At 48.3% G+C, this 11175-nt stretch carries 10 protein-coding genes and 1 other RNA gene; 5 read left to right on the forward strand and 6 right to left on the reverse strand.

The window, feature by feature from the left end; translation table 11 throughout:
* The first annotated feature begins 375 nt into the window (after window positions 1-375).
* The gene (locus tag OIK42_RS08585; protein WP_273639738.1) at window positions 376-564 is read left to right on the forward strand and encodes a hypothetical protein; all 189 of its coding nucleotides are present in this window, start codon (window positions 376-378) and stop codon (window positions 562-564) included.
* Window positions 565-813: 249 nt separating this feature from the next.
* Here OIK42_RS08585 and OIK42_RS08590 read toward each other — a convergent pair whose 3' ends face one another.
* Window positions 814-2031 (reverse strand): EAL and HDOD domain-containing protein, encoded by a 1218-nt coding sequence (locus tag OIK42_RS08590; RefSeq protein WP_273639739.1) that lies wholly within the window; start codon window positions 2029-2031, stop codon window positions 814-816.
* Between the two features lie 234 nt (window positions 2032-2265).
* Window positions 2266-2623, reverse strand: a transfer-messenger RNA (tmRNA) gene (gene ssrA / locus OIK42_RS08595).
* Window positions 2624-2857: 234 nt separating this feature from the next.
* Here ssrA and OIK42_RS08600 point away from each other — a divergent pair.
* Entirely contained in the window at window positions 2858-3835 is a 978-nt protein-coding gene (locus tag OIK42_RS08600) for an XdhC family protein (RefSeq protein WP_273639740.1), read from the forward strand.
* A gap of 67 nt (window positions 3836-3902) precedes the next feature.
* On the opposite strand, the gene OIK42_RS08605 is transcribed toward OIK42_RS08600, so the two are convergent.
* Complete coding sequence (locus OIK42_RS08605; RefSeq protein WP_273639741.1) at window positions 3903-6065, reverse strand: TonB-dependent receptor family protein; 2163 nt, start codon at window positions 6063-6065, stop codon at window positions 3903-3905.
* A 192-nt stretch (window positions 6066-6257) separates the two neighbouring features.
* On the opposite strand from OIK42_RS08605, the gene OIK42_RS08610 reads away from it, so the two are divergent.
* Window positions 6258-7115 (forward strand): alpha/beta hydrolase, encoded by an 858-nt coding sequence (locus OIK42_RS08610; protein ID WP_273639742.1) that lies wholly within the window; start codon window positions 6258-6260, stop codon window positions 7113-7115.
* A gap of 9 nt (window positions 7116-7124) precedes the next feature.
* Here the strand turns inward: OIK42_RS08610 and smpB are convergent, their stop codons facing one another.
* Window positions 7125-7604, reverse strand: coding sequence for an SsrA-binding protein SmpB (smpB, locus tag OIK42_RS08615; RefSeq protein WP_273639743.1), 480 nt, complete (start codon window positions 7602-7604; stop codon window positions 7125-7127).
* Window positions 7605-7768: 164 nt separating this feature from the next.
* Between smpB and OIK42_RS08620 the strand changes: the two genes are divergently transcribed.
* Entirely contained in the window at window positions 7769-8200 is a 432-nt protein-coding gene (locus OIK42_RS08620; RefSeq protein ID WP_273639744.1) for a type II toxin-antitoxin system RatA family toxin, read from the forward strand.
* Entirely contained in the window at window positions 8200-8556 is a 357-nt protein-coding gene (locus tag OIK42_RS08625) for an RnfH family protein (protein WP_273639745.1), read from the forward strand. The genes OIK42_RS08620 and OIK42_RS08625 overlap by 1 nt, the downstream gene beginning before the upstream one ends.
* 28 nt (window positions 8557-8584) lie before the next feature.
* Here OIK42_RS08625 and OIK42_RS08630 read toward each other — a convergent pair whose 3' ends face one another.
* Together OIK42_RS08630 and OIK42_RS08635 are read right to left on the reverse strand one after the other, a co-directional pair.
* On the reverse strand, window positions 8585-9064 hold the full coding sequence (locus OIK42_RS08630) for a MarR family winged helix-turn-helix transcriptional regulator (protein WP_273639747.1): 480 nt from the start codon (window positions 9062-9064) through the stop codon (window positions 8585-8587).
* A 23-nt stretch (window positions 9065-9087) separates the two neighbouring features.
* On the reverse strand, window positions 9088-11079 hold the full coding sequence (locus OIK42_RS08635; RefSeq protein WP_273639748.1) for a BCCT family transporter: 1992 nt from the start codon (window positions 11077-11079) through the stop codon (window positions 9088-9090).
* Window positions 11080-11175: the final 96 nt, after the last annotated feature.

Genomic DNA, 11175 nt, shown 5'->3' on the forward strand with positions numbered 1-11175 from the left:
TCGCCACGCAGCATCCAGTAAACATAATGCCGCAGCAACCCGATACATAAGCTTCATATTTAACGTCATCACAGCTCCTAAAAAGAGGGGGTATCGCCCCACATGGTTAGTCATTATCCCTATAAAGGTGGTAGATAACGTTACTTAAAAGGAACCAGCACAACTACTGCACTTAATGACTGTTTCATGCGCTCGGAGCGCCATATACACTTAAACACGTGGATTATCATAAAGAAGCGGCCATGCGCTGCATGAGTTTGGCAGGGGGAGTAAAGTGGGCGCGGTGAATGTGCTGCTATTTTAATACTGGTACGGCTCTTGAATAACTGTTGTATATCTCAGTAAAACCACAGATTTTTGACGGTAGCCTCCAATATGAACACTAAGACTCTGATACGTAACATAGAAAACCTTTCTGCCACCCTGGATCAAAAGCAGTTAACGGCCTTTTTGGATATTATGGATGCCGTAGCAGCAATGGCCAACGAAGCGCAGGAACTATCGAAGCAAGACCAATCAACAAGGGCATCCCGGTTATCGCAAGTGGCGGGTGGACTTCATTAATTGTTGGTTTATTGGCATACAACGGCTAATTGACACTTTGCTTTAGCGGCATTAGCTGTGCTCGCTCAGACCTGCGCATCGTCATTTAGCGGAGCTAAAAGAGGTTGTTAAGGCTGATGCGCCGACGCTGAACACCATTATTGAAATGCAGAAAGTACTCGAAGGGAGCCGCGCTGGTTTGTGCAAAACACTTGGCACTATTCCTTATTAGCCCAAGTCGGTAAATGTGAGTGCAACCTTACCCTACACTTATTTAATGGCTTCGTATGTTTCTGACCAAAGTGTGGCATTTCTATGCATATCAGGCAGTACGTCCTGCTCTATACCCAGCGTATCGGCTTTTTGGGTTATTGCCCACCAACTGCCAGACTCGTAAGCTTTAACCAGTTCTAAGGTGAAAAAGAGGATGTTTTTTTCACCTAACATCGCCGCTTTAATATCGTCGCTTAAGGGCAATTGCGCAAGCAAAGATTCCATGGGGGTGTCCAGGAGTGCATCTATCATAGAAAACAGGCCGACCATAAAAGCGCTGTCTGCAAGCTGCGGTGCGACTTGTTTCGCTATTTGCTCACTAAACCTGGCGCGAATGATCGACATTCTGATGATTTCCAGCGGCTTATTTTTGTTAAGGTGCGCGGTGGCTATGAGGCACACGAATTTTCTCGCCTGCTCTTCACCGAGGTAGATCAAAGCCTGCTTAATGGATTCAATGGGTTCCTTGAGTATAAATAGTCCCGAATTAGTAAAGCGCAGCAATTTGTAACTCAGGCTTACGTCTTGCTCGAAATACCGCGCAAGTTTGGTGTAATTGATATAGGGCTTTAAGGCTTCGTGGTAAATAATAAGGATCATGGCGTGCTGCGCTTCAATATCCTTATTTTGAATCATTTCTGGTTTGGCAAAGAAATAGCCCTGGAAGAAGTCAAACCCCATTTTTTTAGCCTGGGCGAATTCCTCTGGCGTCTCTATCTTTTCGGCAAGCAGTTTTAAGCCTTTACGTTGTTTAAATTTCTCTACTAAAGGCGCGATTTCTATAAGTGACGTGTTCTGAATATCAAACTTTAGCAGACGCGTGAAATTGATGAACCTATCCCAATTTCTGTGATACAGAAAATCATCCAGTGCCATTCTGTAGCCTTTGTGAAAGAGCTCTCGGCACGCTTGATACACTTCGTCGGTGGGCTCTACATCTTCAAGCACTTCTATCACAATGTCGTTCGGCGGTAGCAGTGCAGGGACCTGGTCGAGTAAGCCTTGCTGGGAGAAATTGATTAGCGCTCTTTTGCCATTCGTCAGTGTACTAATCCCAACATTGAGATGTTGATTCACAATTAACCGGGAGGTGGCTACGGTCGGATCGACATCTTTGGGGAAGACATTTTCAATACCATCGCGAAAAAACAGTTCGTAGGCGACCGTTTGTCGACGTCGATTAAAAATGGCTTGGCGTGCAGTGAAAACCTTCATTGTGCGATGACATTAAACTGTGCTGATAAACGCAATGCTGACCTTACTCTAATAACTCTATAATGCCAAGCACCGCTGTTTTTAAAAATAGTTTGTTTGTCTGATGGTTATGTCCACTTCCCCCTTTAATGGGACAGTTATGTACATTGAGGCTCAAAATAGATTGGAAGGTAATGGATTTTAGTTACTGACTTCTAGCATTAAAAAAGACGTCCTAGGACGTCTTTTTTAAATTGGTGGAGCTGGCGGGATTTGAACCCGCGTCCAGAAAATGTCTACCTTTGGTACTACATGCTTAGTTTGTCTTTTATTTAACTACTTTGGACCCCGACAAACAGGGTTCCTGGTAGCTGTCCTGATACTATTTCGCGGTTCAACCTCAGGAGAGTTTCCCTCGCTAGTTTACTTATATGACCTTCCAAAATCCTGGCTAGCAAACAAAGCTTAGGTGGAAGGGCCTATGCCGGGTATTAAGCGGCTAGTGCGTAGTTTTCGTCGTTTGCGACTATTTAAATGCGGCTTTTTAAGAGGCAAACCGCTCCTCTGCATGCACCTCCAGCTTCCTAGATCCTGTCGAATCCTAATCAGCCCCGGAGATCGTTACTATTAAACAAACGGCGCATAAAGCGTCTTTGTTAATGTCTAATATTGGGCGGATACTAACTTATTCAAGGGGTAAGTACAAATATAAACGTGCTAAGTGGCTGTTTTGTGCGAGTTCTGTACAGCCTGTCGATACTATTTGCCGGCAGGCATAATAACACTTGGTCTTTACGGTGAATTTTTTTACATTACCGCTACGGTTTAATTGAAAATGCGCGGTTTTATGCAACCACTCGACGTTAAGGTGCTTACCCGGGTTAATGAATGGCTCAGTCAGGGCAAGTCATTTTGGTTTTGCACGGTATTAGCAACCTGGGGCTCATCTCCCCGCGAGCCGGGCAGTTTATTTGCGGCGGTAAGTGCCACTGAGTGGGTGGGCTCGTTGTCGGGCGGCTGTGTTGAAGATGACTTTTTAAGCCGTATTGCCAACAATGAGTTTAACCAGCCGGTGCAGGTGGTCAGGTATGGCGAGGAAAGCCCGCAAGCGTCTATCACGCTGCCTTGTGGCGGCATTCTCGATGTGCTGGTTGAAAAAATCGCTCCGTCGGAGTTTACGGCCCGTCATTTTGGCGGCTACTTGCACTGTTTGTTGGGCCACAACACCCGGGTAAGGCAGGTAAATACATTAACCGGTGAGGTTAATTTTACCGAGGTGTTACATAACACGCCCGCAGTTAACTGGCAGGCTGATGCGCAGCGTGTTGAACTGCGTACAGGCCCGGCCAGACGTTTAATTATTGCCGGTTATTCGCCGGTTGCAGATTACTGCGCCCGCTTTGCAATATCACTGGGGTTTGAGGTGATTTTGTGTGAACACCGTTCTCAGGAGCAAACCTTGTGCAATATCGATGGGTGTCGGTTTGAGCCGGTCTTTGCCGCCGATTATTTATTGCAGCCTGGCAGCGTGCACAGCCACACTGCGGTAGTGGCGCTCACGCACGATCCGCGGGTTGATGACTTAACCATGATGGAAGCGGTCACCACCGACGCCTTTTATATTGGTGTGATGGGATCAAAACGTACCTCGGCCAATCGTGCCGAGCGGTTGCAGCGGGTAGGGCAGTTATCGGCAACGCAACTGGCCCGCATTCACATGCCGGTGGGGCTCGATATTGGCAGCAAAACGCCGGCTGAAATTGGCCTGGCAGTAATGGCCGACATTGTTAAAGCCTACCGCAAGCCAGTACCAGCTACTGCATGATAAGGCCTTAAACGCTGAGCATAAAAAAGGGCGGTTTAACCGCCCTAATCACATGCTACCACCGGTATTAAAACTGATAGCGATAGCCTACCTGTAAGCTCAGTGGTTTGCCTACCTGAATACCACCGTGCTGACGCGTGGCGATATACTCTTCGTCGGTAAGGTTATCGATAACCGCGTAAATGGTTTGATGGTTATCCAGCATGTAGTTGGCCGATACATCTACCAGTGTTCTTGACGGCACTTCGTTTTCGCTCGCAATACTGCCGCTGCCGGCTACTGTGCGCATGTCTGAGGTATGCTTAACCGCCAGAATGATTTGCCAGTTTTCCTGTTGAATACCGGTTTCTACCTGCATGGTATGCTGTGGTAAGTAAGGCAGATCGTCGCCAGCCTGAACGCTGCCCCAAGAGTCGAGTTCCGACTCAAAGCTTTGTTTAAACTCTGCGGTTGAATAGGTGTAGTTTACGCGGAACGGCACGGTTAACCCGGCCACCGGATACAGGCCCTGATAGCTCCACTCTACGCCCTGAATATCAACTTTACCGGCATTGTACTGCGTACCAATCAGATCGCTGTCACAGCCCTGGCTTGCGGTGCAGTTGCCGTGCAGGTTATCCAATTGGGTGAAAAACCCAATCAGTTCAATCTGGTTGATGTGATCGGCGTAGCGTAAACCGGTTTCGTAGTTCCAGCCTTGCTCTTCTTCGGCATTATTATTGCCCGGTGACGGCGGTGCAAATGACTTTTGTGCACCGGCTAATACCAACAGCTGTTCATTTACCTGATAGGTAAAGCCTACGCCCGGCAATATGGCCGATACACTATTGCGTCGGCGCGCCGGCGTATCGGTGCGCAGTGGATCGGTTTTCCCCCAGTCATCACGGGCCAGATTTACGTCTTCGTAACGCACACCGCCAGAAACGGTCAGGTTACCGTACTCCCAGGTATCATGAATATAGGCGCTTACCGCATTGGCACTGTCTATGCGGTTGGAGTCGGTACCAGGCACACCAGTGCTGACAGTTGATAGCGCATACTGGGCGTCAAGCTCGTAGGTGTCTACCCATTGGAAACGATCCATTTCATCGTTGTGCACCCGGGCGCCGACTTTTAACTGGTGGGCACCCATAAACACTTCGTATTCACCCTGCACACCTTGCGAGAGGTAGTTACGGTTGTTGGCTTTTACTCTAAAGTCGATGCTGGCAGTGGTATTGCCGGCGGCCACTTCCTTATCAAAGGCTGAGGCGGCTTCTTCTGCGCCGCTGCCGAGGCTTAACCCGTTGACCCGGTCGGTTTTGTACCAGTTACGGTAAAAGTCGTTGTAATACGCTGTCATGCTCAGCGTGCTGTTGTCATTAATTGTATAAACGTAGTTGAGGTTAACCAGTTTATGCTCGGTTGACATGACATCGAGTGTTGAAGCGCTGTAACGGGTAAAAGGCGAAGTGTTAAAGTCGTCGGCGGTTACCCCCAGGTAGGTTTCATCGGAGGTTTCTTCTGAATATTTAAGCTTGGCTTCCAGATAGTGCTTGCCTGCTGCATCAAGCTCATAGCCCAGTTTGGTGACAACGTCTGTTTTACTAAAGCCGGTTTCGTCGCCCGTTGGCAGGCTTTTAAAGCCGTCGGCACCATAGTGATACACTTCACCCAGCGCACCTAAGCGGCCCTGAGTGCCGCTGGCGCGCACATGCGCTTTGCGGTAGCCGTCGGAGCCCAGGGCAACATCGAGGCGCGATGAAAAGGGCGCGTCGCTAATACCGGTGGTTAGCAGGTTAATAACACCACCAGAGGTACGCGGTCCGTACAACACGCTGGAGCCGCCTTTGAGTATTTCAATATTGCTCATACGGCCAATGGTAGGAAAATAATACGCCGCCGGGCTGGCATAGGGAGCCGGTGCCGCCAGTACGCCATCTTCCATAATGGTAATTTTTTCTGAACGGTCGGCAGAGTTACCGCGCATACCTATGTTAGGGCGCAGGCCATAGCCATCTTCTTCGGTAATATATACACCGGGTACGCGGGTCAGTACGCGCATAATATCGCTGACTGCAAAATCGTCTAAGTATGCCTGATCGATCACCATACCACTGCCGGGTGTGGCTTCGACGGCCTGATTTCCACCAAAAATGGTAACGTGTTCAATGTCTGTTGGGGTGGCCGCATGGCTCAGAGCCGAAACAGATACTAATAAACCTAACGCGATGGGAGATTTCTTAAACATAGTTGCATGTGCCTGATTACTTAAAAACGTGAGGATTAAAGCAGCTACGCAAATAAGAATCAATACCATTTGCGTTTTAATTAAAATACTCTTTAGTTATAGCTTGGAAAAAATCGGTTACATCCGCCAACGTATTCGCTATGGTGAGATAAAGGTTTATAAAAAATACCATTGAGTTACGCAGGGGAAACTATGTTGAAGTGGCAGGTTGTGTTGTTATGGCTGTTGGCCGGGGGGTGTTTAACCGGGGTCAATGCAGCGGAGATCCCCGTTTCCCTCGATAACGGAGAGTATCAGGTTCCTGCAGTTGTAAACGTACCTGTGGCCGCGTTGCCGATGCCGGCCGTGGTGTTACTGCACGGGACTGCTTCGCACAAAGATGAAGTGGGTGATTTGTATAAACGCCTGGCGGCGGCGCTGGCAAGTGCTGGTATTGCATCGGTACGCATCGACTTTGCCGGTACCGGTGACAGTGCAGTGAGCTATAAGCACTATACCCTCAACAGCGCGGTGCGCGATGCCCGCGTGGCGCTTAATTACATCCGCAATCATAACAGCGTCGATGCCTCACGAATCGGCGTGGTAGGCTTTAGTCAGGGTGGGCTTATTGCGCAGTTACTTATTGCCGACGCGCCGTCGATACAGTCGTTTGTGGCCTGGTCGTCGGTGGCAAATGATGGTGTCGGTGCGTTTTCGCCGCTGTTTGAGCAACACTATGCTACCGCTAAACAACAAGGCTATGCTACTCAGCAATACAGCTGGCGTGCGCCACTGGATATTAGCATCGATTGGTTTGAGCAAATAAAACAACAACGGGGGTTAAGTGGCATGGCTGACTATAAAGGCGCGTTACTGGCCATTGCCGGGAGTGCCGATGAGGTGGTCGACCCACAGGCAGCCCTGCGACTGATTAAAGCCAGCAGCGCAAGCCCGGCGCAGGCAGTCATTATAAAAGGTGCCAGCCATATCTTTAATGTGCTGAGTACCAATGCAGCCGAGGATGAACAGTTGCTCACCCTCACCGAGCAATGGTTTACTCAAACGTTGTAGCATTTAAGCTTATACCTTGGTTTTCATAACACGGGCTTTTTGACGTTCCCAGTCACGGTCTTTAATGCTGTCGCGTTTGTCGTGCGCCTGCTTACCTTTAGCCAGGTATATTTCGAGCTTAACCCAACACTTTTTCCAGTACATTGCGGTAGCGACTATTGAGTATCCCTGACGGTCGCGCGCGCCAATTAGGCGGTCCACTTCGCGTTTATTGAGCAGTAACTTGCGGGCCCGCTCGGGCTCACAAATAACATGGGTAGACGCTTGTGTTAGCGGCGTTATGCGGGCACCAACCAGGTACGCTTCACCATTTTGAATGATCACGTAGTTATCGGTGATATTCACTTTACCCTGACGAATACTCTTAATTTCCCAGCCTTGCAGTGCAATGCCGGCTTCGAGTTTGTCTTCGAGGTGGTAATCGTGACGCGCCTTTTTGTTGAGCGCAATTGTCCCGCTGGATGCTTGATTGGATTTATTTTTTTTCATAGCCGCTATTATACTGATTGCGCAGTGGTTGTCTTGCTTTTCGTGGTGGCGTAATAAAAAAATTTCTGCGTATAAACCGAAAATCCACTGGTGCTTTTTGTGCTGTGCGGTTGGGTATTTTTTTATGGTAGACTTGCACTATTGTGTCAGAGTTAATAAAAAGTATGCCAAAAATACAACGTAGTGCGCTCGTCGCATATAGCGCAAAGTCTATGTTCGATCTGGTCAATGATGTTGAATCTTATTCTGAGTTTCTGCCTGGTTGTGCCGACAGTAAAGTAGTCAGTCATCAGGGAAACGCGATGCAAGCAGCACTATTGGTGTCAAAAGCAGGTATTAAACAATGGTTTACTACCGAGAATATTCTTGAGCCAACACATCGTATTAACATGAGTTTAGTGGATGGGCCGTTTAAGCAGTTGAGCGGGGGCTGGACCTTTGCCGAATTGTCTGACAATGCCTGTAAAATTGAGCTCAGTTTACAGTTTGAATTTAAAAGTAAAATGATAGAACTTGCGTTTGGCCGGGTATTTAACAGCCTGGCTGCCAGTATGGTGAACGCATTTACTCAACGGGCCAAAGTGGTGTATGCGTAATGGATAACCCCATCAATGTAGAAGTGGCTTATGCAACGCCTGAAAAGCAATCACTTATCGAACTCACCGTGCCGGCCGGGAGTACCGCTGAGCAGGCCATTATGGCGTCGGGCGTTATCGACATTCACCCTGAAATTGATTTAACTGATGCGAAAGTCGGCATTTGGAACCGGGTGTGCAAGCCATCTACCGAAGTCCAGGAGGGGGATCGTATTGAGGTATACCGTCCGTTAATTGCCGATCCCAAAGAGGTGCGCAAGCGTCGCGCCGAAAAAGCCAAGCAAGAAGGCCGCGCCGATAAAGTCACCGGTGGTCGCCCCAATCAACCCAAAGGCAGTTCCCCAAAGTCGGTTTAACCGGTGTGGCGCAGGCGGCGCTTTGCTGTTATTCGTTGCGTTCGGTGAGTGTTCCTACAGCCAGAACGGGTGAGGCATCGATTGATTCAGCATCCATCATCCGTGCGATGCGCTGCATGGTAGCTATCATCTGGCTTTGCTCCCACTCGGCCAGCTGACCAAAGCGTTCAACAAAATGTTCCTGCAATGGTCGTGGCGCCGTGGCAACGGCTTTTTCACCGCTGTCAGTCAGGTATACCCCGACTTTGCGCTTATCTTTGGTGCTTCGAATGCGATGCGCTAAATCGCGTGCTTCGAGACGGTCAAGAATATTGGTGATGGTTGCCGGACTCAAATTAATATTGTCGGCAATTTCTTTTACCATGATGCCGGGTTTATCAGCAATGTTCTGCAATACCATAAGCTGTGGGCCGGTGATGCCCACATCTTTACTTAATTGCTTGCTACGTAGATCGACTGCGCGAATAACCCGACGCAATGCCACTAGTAGTTCTTCTTCTTTACGCATTAAAAATAGTACTCCAGTCTGCATTAATTTAATAAATGCAAGAAATGTAGATGTTTCTGGAAATGGTCTAACACATCATTTATGACGCCATCTTTCGACCAGCCCATCAAGTCGTAGTCTTGTCCGCCTTCAGACAAATGAACCTGGGCGCGATAGTAAGTCTGTTCTTCATGCGTGTCTACCGCTTCGTCATCGAGTAAATGTGGATCAGGCTGTTGTGTGGGCGTCAGGTACACGCCGTAAATAAAATCGTTCTCTCCGTTCAGCACAACGGTTAGTTCTACATGGGTCTTACTCGATACCAGTGAAGCGTTATAATTACGCCCGGTAAATTCCTTACAGACTTCATGCAATGCCGGGTAAATGACTCGTAGCATATACCCTGATACTTTGTTCTCGTCAGGATAGGTCACGATTTCGGCCAGCCGTTCTTTCCATGGTTTGTCGTGATCCACTACGGCGGTTTGGGTGGCGGTAATCTGCAAACTGTCACGTTTGTGTTTTTCAATTCTTAACGATTTCATTAAGCCATACATGGCGATCAACAGGATAACTGAAAATGGTAAAGCCGCCACAATGGTCATGGTTTGCAGCGCACTTAAGCCGCCGGCATAGAGCAATATCGCCGCAACGAGTCCCACCGCAACAGCCCAGTACACGCGCTGCCAGATAGGGGTGTCATTGCGCCCGTGGGAGCACAACATATCCACGACCATGGCACCTGAGTCGCAGGAGGTCACAAAGAAGATAATCACCATCAGCAGCGCTATCATGCTAATAATGCTGCTTAAGGGGAAATTCTCCAAAAATACGAATAAGGCTACCGAGGTATCTTCTTTAACCATATTCGCCAACATGTCGAAGCCTTCGGTGAAGACCATGTCGATTGCCGAATTACCAAAGATAGTCATCCAGAACAGCGTGAAAGCGGTAGGGATTAACAATACACCTAATACAAATTCGCGCAGGGTTCGGCCAAAAGAAATGCGGGCAATAAATAAGCCTACAAACGGAGCCCAGGCAAGCCACCAACCCCAGTAAAAAATAGTCCAGCCGCCGATCCAGTCGGTTTTTTGATAGGCAAACAGGTTAAAGGTATTTCGCACAATATCACTCAGATAAGCGCCGGTATTTTGCAGGTAAGCCTGCAATAAAAATACCGTCGGGCCAAGCACCAGTACAAACCCCAGTAGCACGATCGCCATCACCATGTTGGTTTCAGATAAACGGCGAATGCCTTTATCGAGTCCGGTCATGACCGACACAATCGCCATGCTAACGACCAACGCCATTAATACTATTTGCGTCATGGTGGTATTCGGGATTGCGAATAAGTAACTCAGTCCAGCATTTATTTGACTCGCCCCGAGGCCAAGGGAGGTCGAAATACCAAATATGGTTGCCGTGACAGCTAAAACATCTACCACGTCTCCCTGCCAGCCATAAATTTTATCGCCGATAAGTGGGTAGAGCGTTGAGCGCAGCGTGAGAGGCAGTTGATGGCGAAAGGCGTAATAACCCAATACTAATGCCACCACCGCATAAATAGCCCAGGCGTGCAGCCCCCAGTGAAAAAACGTCATTTTCATGGCTTCGCGGACCGCTTCTACGGTGTTAGCGTCTGCCGTAGGCGGCGTCATAAAGTGCATAAGCGGTTCGGCTACGCCAAAGAACATCAAGCCTATTCCCATTCCGGCTGCAAACAACATAGAAAGCCAGGTAAGAATCGAAAATTCGGGTTTCGCATGATCAGGACCAAGACGAATGTCGCCATAGTCAGAAAAGCCAATGTAAATAACGAACAGCAAAATCACTGCAACGGTTAAAACATAAAACCAGCTGAAATTATCAACCACACTTGCTTGCATATCTGAAAACAAGGATTCAGCGGTTCCCGGCATTATTACGGCAAACAGCAGCAATATAATAATCGCCGCAGAAGCAGACAAAAATACCGGCTTATTTAACTTGGCTTGCGCGGCAACGGTGTTTTCAGGCGTATTCGAATGGCTCAAATTAATTCCTAATATCGTTATGTGTATGTCTGGACCTGAGTAGAATATACAACAAATCAGCGCGGCAAAAAACTGTCTGTCGAATAATTAGTGTAT

Source organism: Alteromonas gilva, assembly GCF_028595265.1.
Taxonomy (GTDB): Bacteria; Pseudomonadota; Gammaproteobacteria; order Enterobacterales; family Alteromonadaceae; genus Alteromonas; species Alteromonas gilva.

Coding starts and splice junctions, on each gene's coding strand:
- smpB (WP_273639743.1), bottom strand. CDS start 7,604: ATGAAAAAAAATAAATCCAATCAAGCATCCAGCGGGACAATTGCGCTC.
- OIK42_RS08600 (WP_273639740.1), top strand. CDS start 2,858: ATGCAACCACTCGACGTTAAGGTGCTTACCCGGGTTAATGAATGGCTC.
- OIK42_RS08630 (WP_273639747.1), bottom strand. CDS start 9,064: ATGCGTAAAGAAGAAGAACTACTAGTGGCATTGCGTCGGGTTATTCGC.
- OIK42_RS08620 (WP_273639744.1), top strand. CDS start 7,769: ATGCCAAAAATACAACGTAGTGCGCTCGTCGCATATAGCGCAAAGTCT.
- OIK42_RS08590 (WP_273639739.1), bottom strand. CDS start 2,031: ATGAAGGTTTTCACTGCACGCCAAGCCATTTTTAATCGACGTCGACAA.
- OIK42_RS08625 (WP_273639745.1), top strand. CDS start 8,200: ATGGATAACCCCATCAATGTAGAAGTGGCTTATGCAACGCCTGAAAAG.
- OIK42_RS08585 (WP_273639738.1), top strand. CDS start 376: ATGAACACTAAGACTCTGATACGTAACATAGAAAACCTTTCTGCCACC.
- OIK42_RS08605 (WP_273639741.1), bottom strand. CDS start 6,065: ATGTTTAAGAAATCTCCCATCGCGTTAGGTTTATTAGTATCTGTTTCG.
- OIK42_RS08610 (WP_273639742.1), top strand. CDS start 6,258: ATGTTGAAGTGGCAGGTTGTGTTGTTATGGCTGTTGGCCGGGGGGTGT.